Below are 20735 nucleotides of genomic sequence, written 5' to 3'. Positions count from 1 at the left end.
CGTCCTCTGTCAGAAGGGCATCGACGACATGGCCCAGCACTACCTCGCGAAGGAGGGCATCCTCGCCGTCCGCCGCGTGAAGAAGTCCGACATCGAGTTCCTCAAGGAGGTTCTCGGCGCCGCGATCGTCACGGATCTCGACTCCCTCAGCGCCAACGACCTCGGCCGCGGGAGCATCCGCCGCGACGTCGAGGACGAGCTCTTCTACGTCGAGGGCCTCGAAGCCACCGCCCACGGCGTCACGCTCATCCTCCGCGGGAGCACCGACCACGTCGTCGACGAGCTCGAGCGCGGCGTCACCGACGCGCTCGACGTCGCCGCCCAGACCATCTCGGACGGCCGCGTCCTCCCCGGCGGCGGCGCCATCGAGGTCGAGGTCGCCGACCAGCTCCGCAACTACGCGGACTCCGTGTCGGGTCGCGAGCAGCTCGCCGTCGAGGCGTTCGCCGACTCCCTCGAACTCGTCCCGCGCGTCCTCGCCGAGAACGCCGGTCTCGACCCGATCGACACCCTCGTGGACCTCCGCGCCGCGCACGAGTCCGGGAACAACCGCACCGGCCTGAACGTCCTCACGGGCGACCTCGAGAACTCCCTCGACGTGGGCGTCGTCGAGACGGCGCACGCGAAGGAGCAGGCCATCAGCAGCGCCACCGAGGCCGCGAACCTCGTGCTCAAAATCGACGACATCATCTCCGCCGGCGACCTCTCCACCGACAAGGGCGACGAGGAAGGTGGGCCCGGCGGCGCACCCGGCGGCATGGGCGGCATGGGCGGCATGGGCGGCATGATGTAAATTCGGCTTCGGAGAAGCCGAATTTACAGCAACCCACTGAGCTCCGCTCAGTGAGGATGATGTAGGACCTTTTGCAGCGCTCGGCGCGCTCCGCGCGCCATCGCTTGCAAAATCTCCACCATCGCCAGAACGGCTTCGCCGTTCCGCCTATGCAGCGAGATCGTTCGAAAGACGCACAGCGGCTTTCGTGATGACGAGAGCGCTTCGCTCTCTCGAACCACGCACCACGTCTCGCACACGAAAGCCCGTCGCGTTCCCGTCGCGGCCTTTGGCCGCGGTGGTCACGCTCGGGCCGCTCACTCCGTTCGCGCCGGCGGACGGAACGCCATCACTCCCGCACCGTTCGACGACCGTTCGGCCCACTACGTTCTTCTTTCGCTCCGCCGTCAGCGTCGGCTACGTCCGCCGCGCGTGCAGCCAGCGGAGGACGGCTCGGTCGAGGTCGAACGTCGCGGCGAGCAAGTACGCGCCCGCGCAGAAGAGGGCGATCCCGATGGCGAGCGCGAGGACGCCCCACGGCCACGCGCCCCCGGTATCGGTCGCGGCGGCGAGCGCGCCGATGCTGGCGCGGACGAGCGCGATGCCGAGCACGAAGTAGACGAGCTTCCACGCGAGGCGCTTCACCTCCTCGCGGGCGGCCTGCCGGGCGATCGCTTCGACGTCGTCGGAGTCGAAGTCAGGATCGGAGTCGGTGGAGGGCATAGCCGCGGCTACGCGGTGAGTGCTGAAAAAACCGAGTGCGGCTTCGCGGTTACTCCTCGTCGACGTCGAGGTCGAACTGCTCGTTCTCGGCGGCGGCGTTGAGTACGACGCTCGTCGCGGACTCCTTGATGTCCTGATCGCCGAGGAGTTCCTTGATGAGGTAGTTCATGTCGTCGGTGTCGAGGAACTTCCCGACGGCGATGACGTCGTAGTCGCCCGTCACCTCGTAGACGGAGACCATCTGCTTGTGCGCGCGGAGGTGCTCGGCGAGGTCGGGCAGGGCGGTCCCCTCGACCTTCAACTGGAGGATGGCGGTGACGTCGTAGCCGAGCTTATCGTAGTCGACGACCGGGGTGTACCCCTTGATGACGCCCTCGTCCTCCAAATCCTTGAGGTGGTTGGAGATCGTAGTGACGGAGACGTCGAGGTCTTCGGCGAGGCTGCGGAGGCTGGCTCGGCCGTCGCCGAGGAGGGCGTTGATGAGTTGCGCGTCGAGGTTCTCGTAGGTCATATCTCCACAAAGGGACCGGGGGCATTAGAATTTAACGAACGTCCATTTCCCCGAACCCCCAAAAGATTTGCGAGGATCGCAACCGCTTTAGTAGTCCGCGCGTTTGCATCGAACGACGAAACCAATGACGAACGGGAAACCGGTCACTGACGGCGGTCTCAGCGAGACAGAACAGGAAGTGTTGGACGAGATCGAGGAGAAGAACGTTGATTTCCTCCGACTGCAGTTCACGGACATCCTCGGCACCGTGAAGAACGTCTCCGTCCCCGCGGAGCAGGCGGAGAAGGCCTTCACGGACGGCATCTACTTCGACGGCTCCTCCATCGAGGGGTTCGTCCGCATTCAGGAGTCGGACATGCGCCTGAAGCCCGACCCCGAGACGTTCGCGATCCTCCCGTGGCGCAAGCGCGAGGAGACGGCCTCCGCCCGCCTCATCTGCGACGTCATCAACACGTCCACGAACGAGCCGTTCGAGGGCGACCCGCGCCGCGTGCTGAAGGACGTCCTCGAGCGCGCCGAGGAGATGGGCTACACGGTCAACGCCGCGCCGGAGCCCGAGTTCTTCCTCTTCGAGGAGGACGAGAAGGGCCGCGCGACGACGGAACTCTCGGACTTCGGCGGCTACTTCGACCTCGCGCCGAAGGATCCGGCCTCCGACGTCCGCCGCGACATCATCAAGGGTCTCGAATCGATGGACTTCGAAATCGAGGCGTCCCACCACGAGGTCGCGGAGTCGCAGCACGAGATCAACTTCGAGTACGACGACGCGCTCACGACGGCGGACAACGTCGCGACGTTCCGCACCGTCGTCCGCGCGATCGCCGCGGAGCACGACCTGCACGCGACGTTCATGCCGAAGCCGATCGCGGAGATCAACGGCTCGGGCATGCACACGCACTTCTCGCTCTTCGAGGACGGCGAGAACGCGTTCCACGACGAGTCCGATGAGTTCGACCTCTCCGAGACCGCCCACCAGTTCCTCGCGGGCATCCTCGAACACGCCCCCGCGATCACGGCCGTCTCGAACCCGACCGTGAACTCCTACAAGCGCCTCGTCCCGGGCTACGAGGCCCCGGTGTACGTCGCGTGGTCCGACCGGAACCGCTCCGCGCTCATCCGCAAGCCCGCGGCGCGCGTCCCGGCCGCCTCCCGCATCGAGGCGCGCTTCCCCGATCCGTCCTGTAACCCGTACCTCGCGTTCGCCGCGCTCATCTCCGCGGGTCTCGACGGGATCGAGCAGGGTCTCGACGCGCCCGACCCGGTCCGCGAGAACATCTACGAGTTCGACGCCGAGAAGCGCGAGGAGTACGGCATCGACACGCTGCCGGCGAACCTCGGCGAGGCCGTCGACGCCCTTGAGGCGGACGACACCGTCCGCGACACGCTCGGCGACCACATCGCCGAGAAGTTCGTCGAGGCCAAGCGCGAGGAGCACACCGGCTATCGCATTCAGGTCTCCGACTGGGAGAAGGAGCGCTACCTCGAGAAGTTCTAACGGGACACGCCGTTAGCGACTCCGGATCCGTCGACGCACCGACCGGGTGACCGGGACCAGCACGATCCCGGCGCCCGCGATCCCACTCGTTATTGCGACCCCGTACCACGGCAGCGGTGCCTTCAGCGCCGCGATTCCCAGACCGCCGCAGACGACGTACCCGACCAGCAGCCACACCGTCCCGGGTTCCTCGCGGGGACGGTTCGCGACGGCGATCGACCCGAGGAGACTGCCCACGCCGAGGCCGGCGGCGGCGAGCGCCTCGACGGTCGGTCCCGCGAGGATCGGTGCGAGAACGCCGAGCGCGGCGGTGACGGCGTATCCGGGGACGAGACGGCGGCGCGTGAGCGCGAGGACGACGAGGACGAGCGCGGCGCCGACGGCGACGCCGGCGAGCACGTCGACGAGATAGTGGACGCCGAGGAGGAGGCGGATACCGGCGACGAGCGCGACGAGCGCGGCGCCGACGCACCAGCGGACGCGCCGACGCGGGCGACGGAGGAGGGCCGCGGCACCGCCGTAGAGGGCGCTCGCGGCGACGGCGTGGCCGCTCGGGAACCCGTAGCCGTCCGCGGCGACGAGCGCGACGCTCTCGGGCGGTCGGGGGAGCGCGAAGACCGCCTTCGCGCCGACCACGGTGCCGAAGATCGCGAACCCGAGTGCGACGTAGCGCGCGGCGTCGCGTTCACTGAGGAGGTCGGAGCGCGGGCCGAGCCAGTGGACGGTGGCGACGGCGGCGACGACGAACCACGCGTCGCCGAGCTGCGTGAGGAGGGAGAGGAGCGGGACGGCGGCGGACGGAACGACGTCGGTGAGCGCGCGCGTGAGACCGACGCCCCGCACGCTATCGCTTCGAGCGGAGCCAGCCGGCGACCTTTCCGGGGACACCGAGGGCGTTGAGCGAGACGCCGACGAGCACCATGACGGTGTAGAGACCGAGGGTGGAGAAGCCGATGACGAGCATCGCGAGGATGGCCCACCCGCCGTCGAGCCAGTAGAAGGCGCCGAGCGTCATGACGGTGCCGTAGAGCAGGACGAGGTACGGTCCCCACCCGCGAGCGTGGTTCCGACGGACGCGCGAGCGGACGTACCCCTTGAGGTCCGATTCGAGGGCGTCGCGACGCACCGTCTTCTCGTCGAGTTCGCGTTCGAGCGCGTCGACGCGCCGCTGGAGGGCGGTCACGTCGGGAGCGGCCTCGGTGCGGCCGCCGTCCGTCTCGACCCGCCGTTCGTCCGGTTCCGTCTCCGTGTCGTCCGTTCGTCCCGCGAGCACGCCGTTGAGTACCGCCCCGCCCATAATAACAGTCCCGGAGACGTACAGCCACGTCGCCGGCAGGACGGTCCCGCCGAGCACGCCCTAGCTGAGGGGGAAGACGACGGCGTGCGGGCGGTAAGCACGACGGCGTGCGGGCGATAAGCACGACGGCGAGCGCCGACGCTACGAGGGGCCGCCACGAAAAGCGCTCAGGGGGCGACGTCGCGGATCTCGCCCACGGACGCGTCCGTCTCGAACGTCGTACCGCCGTAGTGGGTGCGCGACGCGTCGTGGCCGGCGTCCCGGAGCGCCGCGAGGAACTCGTCCATCCCGACGGCGGGTTCGCTCCAGCGGCCGTAGAGCTTGTGTTGATCGTAGTGCGTCGGCCGGTCGAGTTCGCCGCTGAGGGTATCGAGGAGGTCCGCGGCGCGCTCGCGCGTTCCCATGTCGTCGTCCAAGTGGCGGCGGGTCGCCTCACAGAAGGCGTCGTCGTGGGTCGCGCCGAGCCAGATCGGCCCCGCGGTGAGGAGGTTCGTGCCGTCGCAGTGCGGGCAGGCGTCCGGTCGGTCGGCGCGGAGGCCGCGCTCGTGCTCGCGCCAGAGGCACTCGGGGCAGTGATAGACGTGCCCGAGGGCGTCCACGGCGTCGTTCGCGGCGCTCGCGGAGTGCGTGAGGTCGACGTACGTGCGGACGTAGTGGCGCGTCGCGTGCGTCAACAGGGGCGCGACGCCGACGTCGAAGCGCGCCGCGGAGCGCGCCATCGCGGAGAGGAGGACGCGCACGCCCATCTCGGCGTGGTACTCGGTGTTTCGCGGGGTGGTCTGGTATTTGCGGACGCCGGAGGCGAAGTGCGCGCCGCAGAGCGGGGCGGTGTCCGTCGCGGTGACGCAGACGAGGTCGCGGGCGTTCGCGAACGTCGCGTCGAGGAACGGCGCGGGGGTGCCGAACGGGTCGAGGTCGACGACGTCGTAGGCGTCCTCGGGGTCCCAGAGGACGGCGTTCGCGTCGTCGTGCAGGACGTCGCCCGCGGCGTCGTTGCGCGCGAGGTTCTCGCGGGCGAGGGCGACGGCGGCCGGATCGCGATCGACGAGCGTCGCGTCCCAACCGTCCGCGGCCGCGCGGACCCCGCGGATCCCGGAGGCGCACGTCGCGTCGAGATACGTCTCCGCGCGCGGTTCGCGCTCGCGGTAGGCGCGCAGCGCCGCCACCGTTAGATCGCGGTTCAGCTCCTGCTCCGTGTTGAAGAACACCTCGCCCTCGACGCCCTCGCCGGACTGCTCGGGCACGTCGATCGTCACCGCGCCCTCCGTGACCTCCATGGTTATGCGCACTCCGGGCGGCGCGGCCGTAAAGGGCACGACACGCGGCTCCGGCGAACCACACGCCCTTTACCCGGCCGCCGAGTAACGCTGGTCGTGACGGCCGACGACGGCGACGGAGACTGGCGAGACGCCCTCGGAGCCGCGGGTGAACTCACCCCCGGGATCGTCGCGCGCATCCTCGACGCGCACGGTGATCGCGGCCGCCGCGCCATCGACGCCGTCGGCGAGGGTCGCGTGAAGCAGTACGCCGACTTCACGGTCGTCGTCGGCCACGAGGACGAGTACGTCGTCGAAGGCGGCGGCTGTACCTGTCGGGACAGCCAGTACAACCTCGATCCCGACGATCCCGACCAGCGCTGCTGGCACGTCCTCGCCGTCGAGGTCGCCGAGCGCGTCGGCGCCGTGGACCACCACGACATGTACTACTCCGAGGTCCGAGACTTCCTCTAGCGCGGGGGCTTTTCCCCGTCGGGCGCCTACGTGAGCGTCGATGACCGCTTTCGCGGACGCGACGGAGGCCGACGTGCGCGCGGCCTTCGACGAGCAGGACTACGTCGCAGGCGACGACGTCGTGACGACGGCGCTGCTGGCGCTCCGCCTCGGCAAGCCCCTCCTCGTCGAGGGCGCGCCCGGCGCCGGGAAGACCGAGCTCGCGAAGACGCTCGCTCGCGGCTTCGGTACCGATCTCGTCCGTCTCCAGTGTTACGAGGGATTGAGCGCGGAGAACGCCCTCTACGAGTGGAACTACACGAAGCAGCTGCTCGCCGTCGAGGGCGAGGACGCCAGCGTCGACGGCAACGGCGACCACTCCGTCTTCGACGAGGAGTTCCTCCTCGAACGCCCGCTGCTGCGCGCGCTCGCCGACGCCGACGACGGCGAAAATCCGCCCGTGTTGCTCATTGATGAGGTCGATCGCGCCGACGAGGCCTTCGAGGCGCTCCTCCTCGAAGTGCTCTCGGACTTCCAGATCTCCGTGCCCGAACTCGGAACGGTGTCGGCGGAGCGACCGCCGATCGTCGTCCTCACGTCGAACCGGACGCGCGCGCTCTCGGACGCGCTCAAGCGTCGCTGTCTCTACCTCCACGTCGAGCCGCCGTCGTTCGAGCGCGAACTGGAGATCGTCGAGCGGAAGTCCGCGCTCGATACCGACGTCGCCGCGGAGGTCTGCGGCGTCGTGCAGGCGCTCCGCGAGCGCGCGCTCCGCAAGCGGCCGGGCGTCGCGGAGACGCTCGATTGGGCGGACGCGCTCGCCGCGCTCGGGTCCGAGACCCTCGACGCGACGACGGTCGAGCGGACGCTCGGCTGCCTCCTCAAGGACGCGACGGACGTCGAGGAGATCGACGCGGACGCCATCGAGTCGGCGCTCGCCGACGCGCGCGCCGAGACGCGAACGGCGTGATGGACGATCACCTCCGGCGGGAACTCGTCCGCTTCGCCGCCGCGCTCCGTGAGGGCGGGGTCGCGGTGCCGGGGGACGGCGCGCTCGCGGCCGCCGACGCCCTCGCCGCGCTCGACGACCGGGGACGCGAGGGCGTTCGCGCGGCGCTGCGCGCGACGCTATGCACGCGCCCGGCGGACGAGGGCGCCTTCGACTCGCGCTTCGAGACGTTCTGGGCGCGCGTCCGCGGCGGCGACGCGACGTACGGCGGCGACGACGGAATCCCGACGCTCGACACGGGCGCCGAGGGGGCGGCCGACGCGCCCGGACAGATGATCGTGGACGAGGCCGCCGCGGCGCCCGGCGGGGCCAGCGGGGAGCGGGCGGGCGGCGTCGGTCCGAGCGAGAGCGAGCGCGCGGGCAGCCAGTACAGCGCGGACGGCGCGAGCGAGCCGGTGTCGCTCGGCGGCGTGCGGGGGGACGACGCCATCGACGACGCCGTCGCGACGTTCACCGAGGCCGTCGCGTCCCTCCCCGGTCGCCGCTGGGAGGGCGGCGACGACACGCCCGACGTCCGGCGCGCGCTCCGCCGCGGCGTCGCGACCGGCGGCGTCCCGCTCCCGCTACCGGAACGCGAACGCGAGCGCACCGCGGCGCGCGGAATCGTCTTCGTCGACGTCAGCGGCTCCGTCCTCGACCGCCTCGACCGAGACGCCCTGCTGGGGTTCTGCCACGCGGTCCGTAAGCGGTGGCGGCGAACGCCCATCTACTTCTTCGATACGGCGCTGCGCGACGTCAGCGGGGCGTTCGACGTCCCCGCGCCCGCCGCCGCCGCGGAGGTGCTCGAAGCGACGCGGGTCGAGTGGGGCGGCGGGACGCGGATCGGCGACGCGCTCGCCGCCCTCCACCGCGAGCACCCGGAACGCGTCGGGCGGCGCGACACCGTCGTCGTCGTCAGCGACGGCATCGAGCGCGGCGGCACCGACGTCCTGCGCGAACAGGCCGCGTGGCTCTCACGTCGCGCCGGGCGCGTCCTCTGGCTGAACCCGCTCGCCGCCGACGAACGCTGGACGCCGAGCGCGCCCGGCATGCGCGCCGTCCTCCCCTTCGTGGACGGACTATACGCCTTCGCGGACGCGGCGGACCTCGCCGACGCCGCCGACGACCTCGCGCTCCGCGGCCCGACGCTCCGCGCCGTCGAGGGCGCGGAGGCCTGAGACGGCGAAGCGTCGCCCGGGCGCGTTTCCCGATCCGCCAGATGCGTCGAGTACGGAACGACAGCGGAGCCGACGGGCGGTGCTCTCGACGGCCGCCACGGTCGCGTCGGCCACGCTGTGCGGCTGTCCGCGCGGCGGAGGGCGACCCGCATCCGTGCACGTCGGGAACGAGACTACGACTCCGCGCAGAGGTCGACGTAGTTCCGCAGGATCCGCAGGCCCGTCTCGCCCGACTTCTCGGGGTGGAACTGCGTGCCGAAGACGGTGCCGTCGTCGTTCGCGACGACGGACGCGAAGTCCGCGCCGTAGTCGGTCGTCGCGACGACGTGGTGCTCGTCGTCGGGTTCGGCGTAGTAGGAGTGGACGAAGTAGGCGTACTCGCCCTCGACGCCCTCGACGAGCGGGTGCTCGCGCGCGACGTGCAGTTCGTTCCACCCCATGTGCGGGATCTTCAGGTCCTCGTCGGTGAAGCGGACGTTCGTCCCGGGGATCAGCCCGAGACCCTCGACGTCGCCCTGTCCCTCCCTGTCCGCTTCCTCGCTCGTGTCGAGGAGCATCTGCATGCCGAGGCAGATACCGAACAGCGGCGTGTCGGAGTCCGCGACGTCGCGCAGGGCGTCGCGGAACGGCCCGGCGTTCTCCATGCCGTCGCCGAACGCGCCGACGCCCGGGAGGACGACGCCGTCCGCGTCAGAGAGCGCCTCGGGATCGTCCGAGATCTCGACGGCCGCGCCCGCGCGTTCGAGACCGCGCGTGACGCTCCGGAGGTTCCCGAGACCGTAGTCCACGACGACGACGTCCGCCGTCGTCTCGCGGGTCGCGTGAGTGCTCATACGTGGAGGTCGGCGGCGGCGGGGCAAGACAGTTTCCCCTCCGTATTTTTCATCGTCGGGTTCGCACATGGCGCGAACCGCTCCTCGAAGAACAGGGGTGGAAAGGTCGCTCAGAAGTCCCCGAGGCTCGACTGCCCGCCCTCCGCGCCGACGATCGTTGCGGCTTTCTCGATTGTCGATTCGAACGTCGCCTCCTGCGAGCGGTCGTAGAGCGTCGCCGCCGGATGGACGCAGACGAGGACGTCGAGGCGGGCGTCACCGATCGCGACCGTCTCGACGTCTCCCGCTTCCTTCGTGACGGCGACGTCGCGTTCAAGGAGGTGTTGGGCGGGCACCTTGCCGAGCGCGACGACGACGTCGGGATCGATCGTTTCGAGTTCGCGTTCGAGGTAGGGCCGGCAGTTCGCGAGTTCTTCCGTGCTGGGATCGCGGTTCTCCGGGGGGCGACAGCGCACGCAGTTGGTGATGCGGACGTCTTTTCTTCTGAGGCCGTGGTCGCCGAGGGCGTCGTCGAGGACGTCGCCGCTCCGGCCGACGAAGGGTTCGCCCTGTTCGTCCTCGTTCGCGCCGGGACCTTCGCCGACGAAGACGACGTCCGCGTCGTCGGGACCGACGCCGTTGACGATGCGACTCCGGGAGTCGACGAGAGCGGGACACTGCTCGCACGTCTCGACGCAGAGACCGTCCATGCCCGCGGGATCGCTCATACTCGCCGGTGAACGCCGAGGGCGTTAAGCGTCCGGGTCACGCCGGTAGCGATCGGCGGCGCGCGCGGCCTCGCGGGCGACGCGAAGGGGTTCGGGACGGCCGCCCTCGGGGGTGTACGCCCGGACGACGCGCGCGGGGTCGTCGCAGCCGACGCTCCGGACGTAGACGGTGTCGTCGCCGAGGTCGACGGCGTGACGCTCGGGGAGCGCGCGGTACGCGGCGAGGCGCTCTGCGGCCGCGTCGCCGTCGAACTCGCGGCGGATGGCGTCCGCGAGGCCGGTACTCGCCTCGAAGGAGACGGAGAGGATCGGGCGGTCGGTCGCCTCGTGGAGGCGTTCGAGGTCCACGATGTTGTACCACGCGAGCGCGACGCCCGCGACGAGGACGTATCTGACGTCGGGCCGATCAAGCGCCTCCCAGCAGTCGACGGCGGTGTCGGTGGCCCCGGTCCCGCCAACGGTGCAAGAGGAGAAACGGAAGTCGTCGACGACGCGGTCCGCGCGGACGACGGCACCCGCGAGCGTGCTCCGGCCGGCCTCGCCGACGTATGATTCGGCGAGACCGAGCGCGCGGGTGCCGGTCTTCACTCAGTCGCTCTTGATGTCCTGCAGTTTGTCCAGAAGCTCGTCGTTGCTGGCGTCGATCTCGTACTCGACTTCGCCCTCGTGGGCGTTCTGCTCTGTCTCGACGCCCTCGCCGTCGGCATCGTCGGAGTCGAGTTGCTGACGCTCTTGCTCTGACTCATCGTAGCTTCCGAAACCCATGGGTGTATGTTCCCGATCGATACACTAAAAGGAACCGGATATTTAAAACCCGGGCGTTTACCGATGCACATGCGCGTCGAAAACGTGACCGCGGCGGCGGAATCGTTCACCTGTAACGCCTATCTCGCGCTCGGCGACCGGGACGTCCTCGTGGACGCGGGGGCGATGGCGGGCGTCGCGGACGTCGTCGCCGAGCACACCGACGACCTCGACGCCGTCGTTCTCACCCACCAGCACGGCGATCACGTCGAGGCGCTCGACGAGGTCGTGGAGACCTCCGATCCCGCGGTGTACGCGTACGCGGACCACGCGCTGCGCACGGACGCCCTCGACGACGGCGACGCGGTCGAGATCGGCGACGAGACCTTCGAGGCGGTGTACACGCCGGGCCACGCGGACGACCACCTCGCGTTCGTCTCGGAGACGACGCTGTTCTCGGGCGACGTAGTCGTTCACGACGACGGCGCGTTCGACTACGGGAGCTTCGGGCGGACGGACATGGCCGGGCAGAGTCGAGAAACGCTCATCGAGAGCATCGAACGCCTGCGTGATCGCATGCCGGCGGGCGTCGAGCACATGTACGCGGGCCACGGCGGCACGTACCACGGCGACGTCCGCGACGTCGTCGAGACCGCCCTCGAACGCGCCGAGAAGCGCGAGCCGAAGTATCCCGACGAGTAGCGTCCCGTCACGCCTGCTCGCAGCCGATCACACGCACACGAGCAGAAATGCAGTGTGATGCGCCAACGCAAAGAAATAAGATTAGACGCGTCTAATCCGAGGATAATCAATGTCGAATCGTGCGTTCTCGATCCGCGAACTGGCGGGATACGTCGGGCCGGGCTTTCTCATCTCGGTCGCGTACATGGATCCGGGGAACTGGGCGACGAACATCTCCGGGGGCGCGAAGTACGGCACCGCGCTCCTCTGGGTGATCGTCCTCGCCTCGCTCATGGCGATGGGCATCCAGATCGTCGCCGCGAAGCTCGGCATCGCGACCGGGAAGGGGATCGCCACGCTCTGTCGCGAGCGCCTCCCGAATCCCGTCGTCTACGTCCTCTGGGCCGCCGCCGAACTCGCCATGATCGCCACCGACATGGCGGAGATCATCGGCGCGGCCATCGGCTTCAGCCTCATCTTCGGGATCCCGTTGTGGGCGGGCGCGATCCTCGCAGGCGCGTCCAGTTTCGCGCTCTTGGGCGTTCGCACCGCCTACGCGCGCGGCTTTCGCGCCATCGAATACACCATCATGGGTCTCGTCGGCGTCATCGCGCTCGCGTTCGTCTTCGAGATCGCCCTCGCCAAGCCGACCGCCACGCAGGTCGGGACCGGTCTCGCGCCCACGATTCCGAACGCAGGCGCGCTCTACGTCGCCATCGGCATCCTCGGCGCGACCGTGATGCCCCACTCCATCTACCTCCACCCCTACATCGTACAGGACAGACGCAAACGGCTCATCGCCGCGTCCGGCGACACCGAGGACGTCCACCGGACGCACTTCCGATACGAGTCCGTCGACACGATCGTCGCGCTCAGTGGTGCGATGTTCGTCAACGCCGCGATGCTCGTCGTCGCCGCCGCCGCGCTCACCGGCACCGGCATCAGCACCCTGAACGAGGCGTACGTCACCCTCCACGGGGTCTTCGGGTCGAACGCCAGCCTCGCGTTCGGGATCGCGCTCATCGCCGCCGGTCTCTCCTCCTCGCTCGTCGCGACGATGGCCGGCCAGACCGTCATGGACGGCTTCCTCGACTGGAGCGTCAACGTCTGGATCCGGCGCTCCATCACCCTCGCCCCGAGTCTCGCCGTCGTCATCGCCGGCTTCGACCCGACGAACGTCCTCGTCGCCTCGCAGGTCGCCCTCTCCTTCGAGTTGCCGTTCGCCCTGATCCCGCTCGTCTACTTCACGCGCGAAGAGGGTCTCATGGGACCGTTCGTCAACCGCACGAGCACCACCGCGATCATGGGCGTCATCGTCGCCCTCATCTCCGTGCTCAACGTCTGGCTGCTCTACACGACCGTCGCGGGGTGACGCGGAGGGACGCACGCGGCCGGGGGACGGTACGGTCCGCGACGCACGGACGCGGAACGCGCCGCGTTTCTAAAACCTTAACCGCCTCCGCGCCGATTCCGTAGGTATGTCCGAGCAAACAATCGAGGACCGCCTCCTCGGAAAGCAGATCTGCATGCGCTGTAACGCACGCAACGCCGCGGAAGCCGATCGCTGTCGCAAATGCGGCTACGGGAATCTCCGCCCCAAGGCCCGCGAGCGCCGCGCGACGTAGAACGGCCATTCACTGCGCTCACGTAACCCCGACCATCGGAGGACGCAACGCGTCCTCCTGTGCAGCGAGACGCGCTGCGTCTCGCACGCAAAAGCCCGCGACCCTTCGGCTCGCGGAGACTACTCCTCCCCGCCCGCATCGAGGTACTCCTGTTGCACCGCGACGACCTCCGTCGAGTCCGCGCACGCCGCGTACCGCCGTAGCGGTTCCTCGTTCAGTTCGAGGAAGGTGTGGCCCCAGCGGAATTTGCTCAACACCTCCTCGGCGTGTTCGCGCTCGCCGAGGATGCAGAGCGCGCCCGCGAACGCCTCCGCGGTGTTGAGCTGGAAGGGCGTGCCGTAGTTCACGGGGTTCGCGGCGACGAGGAACGGGAGCGCGCGGTGCTCCCCGGCCAGCTCGAACATCGCGCGCTCCGCCGTCTCCCACGAGCAGTCGAGCGCGACGAGCGTCGAGTGGTCGGCGTCCGCGGGCGAGAGCGCGACCTCCGCGTGGGGGTTGAGTACGATCCCGTACGGCGTCGCGCGATTCGTGCGGTGCAACTCGGCCATGTCGAAGCGCGCGAGCTTTCGCGCCGTGCACTTCTCGGGGTCGTCGTCGCCCTCGTAGCGGACGTGGAGGTCCACGTTACGCGTCGTCGCCCCCGCCGGCGCCGAGCGCGCTCTCGCCGACCTTCTCGTGGCCCTCGATGACGTCCTGCCCGCCCATGTAGGGCTGGAGCGCCTCGGGGACGTCGACGGTGCCGTCCGCGTTCTGGTAGTATTCGAGGACCGCGACGACGATGCGCGGAACGGCGAGCCCGCTGCCGTTCAGCGTGTGGAGGTGCTCCGCGGACTCGTGCGGCTCGGGCCGATACCGGATGCCGGCGCGACGCGCCTGAAACGCCTCGAAGTTCGAGACGGAGGAGACTTCGAGCCACCGCCCGCCCTCCGCGGGACCCTCCGGCATGTCGTCGCCGGGCGCCCACACCTCGATGTCGTACTTCTTCGCCTGCGTGAAACCCAGATCGCCGGTGCACATCTCCAAGATCCGATAGGGGAGTTCGAGACGCTCCAGTACGGACTCGGCCTCGTTCACGAGTCCCTCGAAGCGCTCGTCGCTCTCCTCGGGCCGGACGAAGTTCACCATCTCCACCTTGTTGAACTGGTGGACGCGGACGATACCCCTCGTTTCCGTCCCGTGCTCACCGGCCTCGCGGCGGAAGTTCGGGGAATAAGCCTGATGTTTCAGCGGGAGGTCGTCGCCGAGCAGGATCTCGTCGCGATACATGTTCGTCACGGGGACCTCGGCGGTCGGGAGCAACCAGAGGTCGTCGTCGTCGTAGTCGGCCTCGTTGACGTCGCCGATGCGGTAGGCGTCCTCGACGAACTTGGGGAACTGCCCGGTGCCCTCCATCGACGCCGAGTTCACGGGGATCGGCGGGAACACGTCAGAGTAGCCCTGCTCGCGGTGGACGTCGAGCATGAACTGAACGAGGGCGTGTTCGAGACGCGCGCCCGCGCCCTTCGCGAAGTAGAAGCCGCCGCCGGAGACCTTCGCACCGCGCTCGAAGTCGAGGATGTCGAGGTCCTCGCCGAGGTCGTAGTGCGGCGTCACCTCGTCGGGGAGGTCGCGGAGATCATCGAACCCCTCGCGGCGGCGCTCGACGTTCTCGGACTCGTCTTCGCCGACGGGAACGTCGTCCTGCGGGATCTGCGGGAGCGTCAGCAGGAGGCGTTCGAGTTCGGTTTCGAGTTCGTCCGCGCGCGCCTCGACGTCCGCCAGTTCGTCCTTGAGTGCCTGCGAGCGCTCGATGGCCGCTTGGGCCTCCTCCTCGTTGCCCTCCTGTTTCAGCTGCCCGATCTTCGAGGACACCTCGTTGCGCTCGTGGCGAAGCTCATCGCCCTCTCGCTTGCGTTCGCGCCACTCCTCGTCGACGTCGAGAATCCGATCCAGATCGGCGTCGACGCCCTTCTTCTCGAGGGCGTCGCGCACGGCGTCGGGGTTCTCCCGGACGAACTGCCGGCTGAGCATACTCATGCATTCCCGTCGGCGGGCAAAACGGTGACGGGATGCGCGCGACGGAGATGGGCGCGACGGCCCGCGCGGTGACTGCGCGCTGACTTGGTGACCGCGGTGACTACTGCGCGCTGACTTGGTGACCGCGGTGACTAGGTTTTTCGCGCTCCCGAGCGCACGTGCTGATATGGCACCCGGCGATATGTCGCCCGGCGACGTCGCGACCGTCGAGTCCTGCACGGACGTCCACTACGTCGATACGGGGATGTACGACACGCCCGGCTACGGCGCGGTGTACGTCCTCGACGCGGAGCGCCCCGCCGTGCTCGACACCGGTATCGGAACCCACCACGAGCGCGTGCTCGACGCCCTCGATCGGGTGGGAATCGCCCGTGCGGACCTCGACGCGATCGTCTGCTCGCACGTCCACCTCGATCACGCGGGCGGCGCGGGCCACCTCGCCGAGGCCTGCCCGAACGCCGACGTCTACGTCCACGAGATCGGCGCGCCCCACCTCGTCGATCCGTCGGACCTCGTCGCGGGGACGAAGCGCGCCGTCGGCGACCAGTGGCGCTACTACGTCGATCCCGAACCCGTCCCCGAGGGACGCGTGGTCGAACTCGCGGACGGCGACGAGATCGACCTCGGCGACCGGACGCTCACCGCGCACCACGCGCCCGGACACGCGCCCCATCAGGTCGTCCTCGAAGACGACCGCGACGGGTTCGTCCACGCGGCGGACGCCGCGGGCATCTGGGTGCCGGAACTCGGCGACGTGCGCGAGACCAGCCCGCCGCCGAACTTCGATCTCGACGACTGCCTCGACGACGTGGCGACGATCCGCGATCTCGACCCGGACGTCCTGTTGTACCCGCACTTCGGCCCGGTCTCCGAGGGCGTCGACGCCGTGCTCGACGACTACGCGACGACGCTCACGGAATGGGTCGATCGCGTCCGCGAGAAGCGCGCCGAACTCGACGACGACGAGGCCGTCGAGTCGTACTTCGCCGAGCGGACCGACCTCGATGCGGTCTGGCCCGCGCACAAGGCCGCGGAGGAGGTGGCGATGAACGTCCGGGGCGCCCTCGTCGCGCTCGATCGGGGGAACGCGTGAGCGCCGACTCGACATCGAACGGCGCCGACGGGCGCGCGACGACCGCCGGCATTTATGGCGGATCCCCCAAAACGTCCTACCTGTAGCCGTGTCTGGTTCGTCCCTCATCTCGCTCGTCGCACTCATCCTCGTGCTGGGCGTCCTCTCCCAGCTCGCCGCCGCGCGTCTGCGCGTCCCGAGCGTGCTGTTCCTCATCCTCGCGGGCGTGGTCTTCGGGCCGGTGCTCGGCGTCATCGGCCGCGACACCTTCGGCGGGGCGCTCTCCGGAATCGTCGGCCTGAGCGTCGCCATCATCGTCTTCGAGGGCGCGTTCCACCTGAAACTGGAGAAGCTCCGGGAGGCCCCGCGCGAGAGCCTGCGGCTCGTGACCATCGGGGCCGCGGTGGCGCTCGTCGGAACGGCCGTCCTCGTGCGCGTCCTCCTGCGCCAGCCGTGGGACGTCTCCTTCCTCATCGGCGCGCTCCTCGTCGCGACCGGCCCGACCGTCATCACGCCGATCCTCGAAGTCGTCCCGGTGCGCGATCGGGTCGGGGCGTCGCTCGAGACCGAGGGCGTCGTGAACGACGTGACCGCGGCCGTCCTCGCCGTCGTCGCCTTCGAGGTCGTCACCGCGGAGACCGCGACGACGCGCCAAGTCGTCACCGCGTTCTCCGCGCGCATCGGCGTCGGCGTCGTCGTCGGCCTGCTCGTCGCCGGCGTCGCGTGGGCGATCCTCCGCCGCATCGACCTCTCGCCCGGGAACGCCGTGCAGAACGCCCGACTGGTCGTGCTCGCGTCCGCGCTCGGCGCGTACGCGCTCGCGGAACTCAGCGGTCTCGGTGAGGCGGGGCTTCCCGCGGTCGCGACCGCTGGCATCATCCTCGGGAACGCGGACCTGCCCTACGAGGAGGAGATCGAGACGTTCAAGGGCGACATCACGCTCATCGTGCTCTCCTTCGTCTTCATCGCGCTCGCCTCGCTGCTCTCGCTGAGCGACCTCCTCCGGTTCGGGCTCGCGGGCGTCGCCGTCGCCGTCGGGGCGGCGGTCGTCGTCCGCCCGCTCGGCGTCTTCGTCTCCACGTTCGGCGATCGCTTCACGCTCGCCGAGCGGACGTTCGTCAGCTTCGTCGGGCCGCGCGGGATCATCCCCGCGTCCGTCGCGACGCTGTTCGCCGTACAGTTGCGCTCGGCGGGGATGGAGAGCGCGGCGAACGCGCTCGTCAGCGTCGTCTTCCTCACCATCCTCCTCACGGTCGTCTTCGAGGGCGGCCTCGCGAGACACATCGCGGAATACCTCGACGTCATACCCATGCGTGTCATCATCGTCGGCGGCGGCACCGTCGGTCGCGCGCTCGCGGAGCGCCTCGAAGACCGCGGTGAGAACGTCGTCATCGTCGAAACGGACGAATCGACCATCGAACTCGCGCGCGAACGCGGCTTCACCGTCCACGCCGGCGACGGCACGGACATGGACGTCCTGCGCGCTGCCGGCATCGAAAACGCGAAGATCGTCGTCACCGCGACCGGCGACGACGACGCGAACCTCCTCGTCTCCCAACTCGTCGACTCGAAGTTCGACCCGGAGACCATCATCGCGCGCGTCAACAACCCGGACAACGTCGACGCGTTCAGCGAACTCGGCGTCCGCGCCGTCTCCTCCTCGCTCGCGACCGCGTGGAGCATCGACAACCTCATCGAGCGCCCCGCGCTCTCCAACTGGATGACCGAGATCGGACGCAGCGGCGACGTCCAAGAGATCGAGGTCACGGCGGACGACCTCATCGGGCGCACGATCGGCGAACTCGACGAGGCGCTGCCGAACGGCTGTATCATCGCGCTCGTCGGGCGTGACGGGGAGAACTCGGTGCCGAGCGAGGACTTCACCCTCCAATCCGGCGACCACCTCACGTTCCTCGGTCGCAAGGAGGCCGTCCGCGAGGCCATCAACCGCTGCCATCCCGACTCGGTCGCCGGCGCGGACTAGGTGGGATCGACGGGTCGATAGCACCGCGCCCGCTACCCCCGTCCGTGACCGAGACCACGCTCCGCCTCGCGACCGAGGACGACGCGGCGGCGATCCGCCGCGTCTACGCGCCGTACGTCGCGGAGACCCCGATCACGTTCGAACTCTCTCCGCCGTCGCTCGCGGCGATGCGCGAGCGCGTCCGGGAGACGCTCCGAGACTATCCGTGGCTGGTCTGCGAGCGTGACGGCGAAGTGGTCGGCTACGCCACCGCCGGCCCGGTCCGCGAGTACGAGGCCTACCAGTGGTCCGTCGAGACGACCATCTACGTCGCGGACGCCGCGCGCGGTCGCGGGATCGGGAGCGCGCTCTACGAGGCGCTGCTCGCGCTGCTCGCCCACCAGCGATACGTCGTCGCCTACGCCGTCGTGACGCTCCCGAACCCCGCCAGCGTCGCCCTCCACGAGTCGTTCGGCTTCGAGCGCGAGGCGACCTTCGAGGGGACGGGGTACAAGGACGGCGCGTGGCACGACGTCGGCTGGTGGTCGCTCGCGCTCCGCGAGCGCCCCGCCGAACCGACGCCCCCGCTCTCGCTGTCGGCGGCCCGCGACCGCGAGGGGTGGGCGGCGGCGCTCGACGCGGGACGGGGGGCGCTCGACGAGTGAGCGGGCGCCGGGCGCACCGGAGGTCGAAAACCGTTTAGGAGCTACGCCCGACCGAACGGCCATGGACGCGCGTCTCCGCCGGCTCCGCCGCCCGCTCCCCGCCCTCCTCGGGGTCACGGTCCTCGCGCTCGTCGCCCGACTCGTCGCGCTCGGCGCGCGCGTCGCTCATCAGGACGAGGGGCGCGTCGCCGACTGGATCCTCCACTACATGACCGTCGGGCGGTGGCAGTACCGTCCGATCATCCACGGCCCGTTCCTCCCGCACGTCAACGGCGTCGTCTTCTCCGTCCTCGGTGCCAGCGACGTCACGATGCGCCTCGTCACCGCGCTCGGCGGCGGTCTCCTCCCGCTCGCCGCCTACCTCTACCGGGACCGCCTCGGTGACGACGAGGTCGTCGCGTTCGGTCTCCTGCTCGCCGCCAGCCCCGCGCTCCTCTACTACTCGCGGTTCATGCGCAACGACCTGCTCGTCGCCGCCTGCATGGTGACGGCGCTCGGGTTCTGGTCGCGGGCGCACGCGAGCCGACGGGCCCGCTACGTCCTCGCCGGCGCGCTCCCGTTCGCGCTCGCGTTCACGATGAAGGAGAACGCGCTGCTCTACCCCGTCGCGTGGCTCGGCGCGGGCGTCCTCGTCGTCGACAGACACCTCCTCGTCGCCGCGGTGAGCGAGCGCGGTCTCGTGGGGAGCGTCGCCGACACCGTCCGCGAGTGGGTCCGAACGACCGACGTCCGTACCGCCCTCGCGTTCCTCGGCGCGCTCCCGGGCGCCGTCGTCCTCTTCGTCGTCGTGATCGTCGCCTTCTACGCGCCGATCCCGGACGTGTACGGGGTGTTCGGGAGCGCCGGGGCGTTCGTCCACGTCGTCGACGCCGCGACGGTCGAGACGTGGCAGACGTTCGCCGACACGTGGACGACGAAGGGGATGACCGACCACTCGACCGTGACGTTCGTCCGCGGCCTCGCGAAGATCCTCGCGTACACCGCGACGATCACCTGCGTCTTCGCGGTCGTCGGGTTCTGTCGCGAGAGATACGGGCGGGACGGGACGCGGAACGTCGTCGAGTTCTGCTTCTACTGGGGCGCGGCGAGCGTCTTCGGCTACGCGGTCGTGACGGACATCATGGCGGGGTGGCTCGCGACGCACGTCGTCGCGCCGCTCGCGCTCCCCGCCGCGGTCGGTCTCGCGTGGGTCTATCGCGTCGGGAAGCGCGGATACGCGTCGGGCGACGCGATCGCGTTCCGGGTCGCCGCCGTCGTCCTGCTCGTCTCCGCGGCGGGCGTCGGCGGCACCGCCGCCTACACGAGCTACGCCGTCCCGCAGGACGCCGACGCGAACCCGCTCGTGCAGTACGCCCAGCCGGCCGGCCACATGAAGCCGACGCTGCACGAGATCCGCGACGTCTCCCGACAGCACGACGGCATCGACGTGCTGTTCTACGGCGACGAGTTCGCGAACTCGAACGACCTCGACGAGCGCCCGACGCTCGACGTCGGGAGCGGCGGGTATCCGGGATGGTTCGCGCGCCTCCCGCTACCGTGGTACTTCGATCGGTACGGCGCGCGCGTCGGGAGCACGACCGAGCGGGACACGCTCGCGGAGTACGACCCACCCGTCGTCATCGCGCTGAAGGGGCGGGCCGACGACGTCCGCGAGACGCTCGACATGGACGCCTACACCGAGCGGACGTATCAGGGCTATCAGTCCGGGCGCCCGCTCGTCTTCTTCGTGCGCGACGACGCGACGGCGGGTGGGACG

Annotated in this window: 23 protein-coding genes; 12 read left to right on the top strand and 11 right to left on the bottom strand. The window is 69.7% G+C overall.

What is annotated here, in order from left to right; all coding sequences use genetic code 11:
- On the top strand, positions 1-793 hold a 793-nt coding region (locus tag AOZ13_RS09080; RefSeq protein WP_324603258.1), incomplete at its 5' end, for a TCP-1/cpn60 chaperonin family protein.
- A gap of 396 nt (positions 794-1189) precedes the next feature.
- Here AOZ13_RS09080 and AOZ13_RS09075 read toward each other — a convergent pair.
- Both AOZ13_RS09075 and lrp read right to left on the bottom strand, forming a co-directional pair.
- The gene (locus tag AOZ13_RS09075; protein WP_020222477.1) at positions 1190-1495 is read right to left on the bottom strand and encodes a hypothetical protein; all 306 of its coding nucleotides are present in this window, start codon (positions 1493-1495) and stop codon (positions 1190-1192) included.
- Between the two features lie 49 nt (positions 1496-1544).
- Positions 1545-2006 carry an HTH-type transcriptional regulator Lrp gene (lrp, locus tag AOZ13_RS09070; protein WP_020222476.1) on the bottom strand — a complete coding sequence of 154 codons (462 nt, stop codon included), beginning with the start codon at positions 2004-2006 and terminating at the stop codon, positions 1545-1547.
- 124 nt (positions 2007-2130) lie between these two features.
- On the opposite strand from lrp, the gene glnA reads away from it, so the two are divergent.
- Positions 2131-3501 carry a type I glutamate--ammonia ligase gene (glnA, locus tag AOZ13_RS09065; protein ID WP_020222475.1) on the top strand — a complete coding sequence of 457 codons (1371 nt, stop codon included), beginning with the start codon at positions 2131-2133 and terminating at the stop codon, positions 3499-3501.
- A 12-nt stretch (positions 3502-3513) separates the two neighbouring features.
- Here glnA and AOZ13_RS09060 read toward each other — a convergent pair whose 3' ends face one another.
- From AOZ13_RS09060 to AOZ13_RS09050, 3 genes are all read right to left on the bottom strand, one after another.
- A complete protein-coding gene (locus AOZ13_RS09060; RefSeq protein ID WP_021780398.1) occupies positions 3514-4344 on the bottom strand; it encodes a phosphatase PAP2 family protein in 831 nt (276 codons plus the stop codon).
- Position 4345: 1 nt separating this feature from the next.
- Complete coding sequence (locus AOZ13_RS09055) at positions 4346-4855, bottom strand: hypothetical protein (protein WP_021780397.1); 510 nt, start codon at positions 4853-4855, stop codon at positions 4346-4348.
- 110 nt (positions 4856-4965) lie between these two features.
- Positions 4966-6075: a tRNA (guanine(26)-N(2))-dimethyltransferase gene (locus AOZ13_RS09050; protein WP_020222530.1), complete on the bottom strand. Its 1110-nt coding sequence runs from the start codon at positions 6073-6075 to the stop codon at positions 4966-4968.
- Between the two features lie 96 nt (positions 6076-6171).
- Between AOZ13_RS09050 and AOZ13_RS09045 the strand changes: the two genes are divergently transcribed.
- From AOZ13_RS09045 to AOZ13_RS09035, 3 genes are read left to right on the top strand one after another with little or no spacing between them, the layout of a single operon-like run.
- Entirely contained in the window at positions 6172-6528 is a 357-nt protein-coding gene (locus AOZ13_RS09045) for a hypothetical protein (RefSeq protein WP_020222531.1), read from the top strand.
- A 40-nt stretch (positions 6529-6568) separates the two neighbouring features.
- Positions 6569-7477, top strand: a complete 909-nt coding sequence (locus tag AOZ13_RS09040) for an AAA family ATPase (RefSeq protein ID WP_021780396.1) — start codon at positions 6569-6571, stop codon at positions 7475-7477.
- Positions 7477-8673 (top strand): VWA domain-containing protein, encoded by a 1197-nt coding sequence (locus AOZ13_RS09035; RefSeq protein WP_021780395.1) that lies wholly within the window; start codon positions 7477-7479, stop codon positions 8671-8673. The genes AOZ13_RS09040 and AOZ13_RS09035 overlap by 1 nt, the downstream gene beginning before the upstream one ends.
- A gap of 173 nt (positions 8674-8846) precedes the next feature.
- Here AOZ13_RS09035 and hisH read toward each other — a convergent pair whose 3' ends face one another.
- The 4 genes from hisH to AOZ13_RS09015 all read right to left on the bottom strand — a co-directional run bounded on the left by hisH (position 8847) and on the right by AOZ13_RS09015 (position 10978).
- Positions 8847-9506: an imidazole glycerol phosphate synthase subunit HisH gene (hisH, locus tag AOZ13_RS09030; protein ID WP_020222791.1), complete on the bottom strand. Its 660-nt coding sequence runs from the start codon at positions 9504-9506 to the stop codon at positions 8847-8849.
- Between the two features lie 110 nt (positions 9507-9616).
- Positions 9617-10213: a uracil-DNA glycosylase gene (locus tag AOZ13_RS09025; protein ID WP_020222792.1), complete on the bottom strand. Its 597-nt coding sequence runs from the start codon at positions 10211-10213 to the stop codon at positions 9617-9619.
- Positions 10214-10237: 24 nt separating this feature from the next.
- Positions 10238-10801: an endonuclease dU gene (locus AOZ13_RS09020; protein ID WP_021780393.1), complete on the bottom strand. Its 564-nt coding sequence runs from the start codon at positions 10799-10801 to the stop codon at positions 10238-10240.
- Positions 10802-10978 carry a DUF5786 family protein gene (locus AOZ13_RS09015; RefSeq protein WP_020221590.1) on the bottom strand — a complete coding sequence of 59 codons (177 nt, stop codon included), beginning with the start codon at positions 10976-10978 and terminating at the stop codon, positions 10802-10804.
- Between the two features lie 69 nt (positions 10979-11047).
- Here AOZ13_RS09015 and AOZ13_RS09010 point away from each other — a divergent pair, with 69 nt between their 5' ends.
- The 3 genes from AOZ13_RS09010 to AOZ13_RS09000 all read left to right on the top strand — a co-directional run bounded on the left by AOZ13_RS09010 (position 11048) and on the right by AOZ13_RS09000 (position 13263).
- Entirely contained in the window at positions 11048-11659 is a 612-nt protein-coding gene (locus AOZ13_RS09010; RefSeq protein WP_021780392.1) for an MBL fold metallo-hydrolase, read from the top strand.
- 109 nt (positions 11660-11768) lie between these two features.
- Positions 11769-13010, top strand: coding sequence for an Nramp family divalent metal transporter (locus tag AOZ13_RS09005; protein ID WP_020221592.1), 1242 nt, complete (start codon positions 11769-11771; stop codon positions 13008-13010).
- A gap of 106 nt (positions 13011-13116) precedes the next feature.
- The gene (locus AOZ13_RS09000) at positions 13117-13263 is read left to right on the top strand and encodes a 50S ribosomal protein L40e (protein ID WP_020221593.1); all 147 of its coding nucleotides are present in this window, start codon (positions 13117-13119) and stop codon (positions 13261-13263) included.
- Positions 13264-13382: 119 nt separating this feature from the next.
- Here the strand turns inward: AOZ13_RS09000 and AOZ13_RS08995 are convergent, their stop codons facing one another.
- Positions 13383-13886: a DUF367 family protein gene (locus AOZ13_RS08995; RefSeq protein ID WP_020221594.1), complete on the bottom strand. Its 504-nt coding sequence runs from the start codon at positions 13884-13886 to the stop codon at positions 13383-13385.
- A gap of 1 nt (position 13887) precedes the next feature.
- On the bottom strand, positions 13888-15273 hold the full coding sequence (serS, locus tag AOZ13_RS08990; RefSeq protein ID WP_020221595.1) for a serine--tRNA ligase: 1386 nt from the start codon (positions 15271-15273) through the stop codon (positions 13888-13890).
- 187 nt (positions 15274-15460) lie between these two features.
- On the opposite strand from serS, the gene AOZ13_RS08985 reads away from it, so the two are divergent.
- The 4 genes from AOZ13_RS08985 to AOZ13_RS08970 all read left to right on the top strand — a co-directional run.
- On the top strand, positions 15461-16372 hold the full coding sequence (locus tag AOZ13_RS08985) for an MBL fold metallo-hydrolase (RefSeq protein WP_044957515.1): 912 nt from the start codon (positions 15461-15463) through the stop codon (positions 16370-16372).
- 88 nt (positions 16373-16460) lie between these two features.
- Positions 16461-18335: a cation:proton antiporter domain-containing protein gene (locus tag AOZ13_RS08980; RefSeq protein WP_021780391.1), complete on the top strand. Its 1875-nt coding sequence runs from the start codon at positions 16461-16463 to the stop codon at positions 18333-18335.
- 44 nt (positions 18336-18379) lie between these two features.
- Positions 18380-18979 (top strand): GNAT family N-acetyltransferase, encoded by a 600-nt coding sequence (locus AOZ13_RS08975; RefSeq protein ID WP_021780390.1) that lies wholly within the window; start codon positions 18380-18382, stop codon positions 18977-18979.
- A gap of 61 nt (positions 18980-19040) precedes the next feature.
- A partial coding sequence (locus tag AOZ13_RS08970; protein ID WP_020222768.1) for a flippase activity-associated protein Agl23 occupies positions 19041-20735 on the top strand: 1695 nt, incomplete at its 3' end.

Origin of the sequence: Halarchaeum acidiphilum MH1-52-1 (genome assembly GCF_000474235.1) — an archaeon.
GTDB classification, from domain to species: Archaea; Halobacteriota; Halobacteria; order Halobacteriales; family Halobacteriaceae; genus Halarchaeum; species Halarchaeum acidiphilum.
This window is presented reverse-complemented; position numbering and strand designations above follow the sequence as displayed.

Bases quoted from the DNA above. Each gene is read 5' to 3' on its own strand.
- AOZ13_RS09010 (WP_021780392.1), top strand. From the start codon at position 11,048: ATGCGCGTCGAAAACGTGACCGCGGCGGCGGAATCGTTCACCTGTAAC.
- AOZ13_RS09005 (WP_020221592.1), top strand. From the start codon at position 11,769: ATGTCGAATCGTGCGTTCTCGATCCGCGAACTGGCGGGATACGTCGGG.
- AOZ13_RS09000 (WP_020221593.1), top strand. From the start codon at position 13,117: ATGTCCGAGCAAACAATCGAGGACCGCCTCCTCGGAAAGCAGATCTGC.
- lrp (WP_020222476.1), bottom strand. From the start codon at position 2,006: ATGACCTACGAGAACCTCGACGCGCAACTCATCAACGCCCTCCTCGGC.
- glnA (WP_020222475.1), top strand. From the start codon at position 2,131: ATGACGAACGGGAAACCGGTCACTGACGGCGGTCTCAGCGAGACAGAA.
- AOZ13_RS09015 (WP_020221590.1), bottom strand. From the start codon at position 10,978: ATGGGTTTCGGAAGCTACGATGAGTCAGAGCAAGAGCGTCAGCAACTC.
- hisH (WP_020222791.1), bottom strand. From the start codon at position 9,506: ATGAGCACTCACGCGACCCGCGAGACGACGGCGGACGTCGTCGTCGTG.
- AOZ13_RS09075 (WP_020222477.1), bottom strand. From the start codon at position 1,495: ATGCCCTCCACCGACTCCGATCCTGACTTCGACTCCGACGACGTCGAA.
- serS (WP_020221595.1), bottom strand. From the start codon at position 15,273: ATGCTCAGCCGGCAGTTCGTCCGGGAGAACCCCGACGCCGTGCGCGAC.
- AOZ13_RS09025 (WP_020222792.1), bottom strand. From the start codon at position 10,213: ATGAGCGATCCCGCGGGCATGGACGGTCTCTGCGTCGAGACGTGCGAG.
- AOZ13_RS08985 (WP_044957515.1), top strand. From the start codon at position 15,461: ATGTCGCCCGGCGACGTCGCGACCGTCGAGTCCTGCACGGACGTCCAC.
- AOZ13_RS09040 (WP_021780396.1), top strand. From the start codon at position 6,569: ATGACCGCTTTCGCGGACGCGACGGAGGCCGACGTGCGCGCGGCCTTC.
- AOZ13_RS09050 (WP_020222530.1), bottom strand. From the start codon at position 6,075: ATGGAGGTCACGGAGGGCGCGGTGACGATCGACGTGCCCGAGCAGTCC.
- AOZ13_RS09035 (WP_021780395.1), top strand. From the start codon at position 7,477: ATGGACGATCACCTCCGGCGGGAACTCGTCCGCTTCGCCGCCGCGCTC.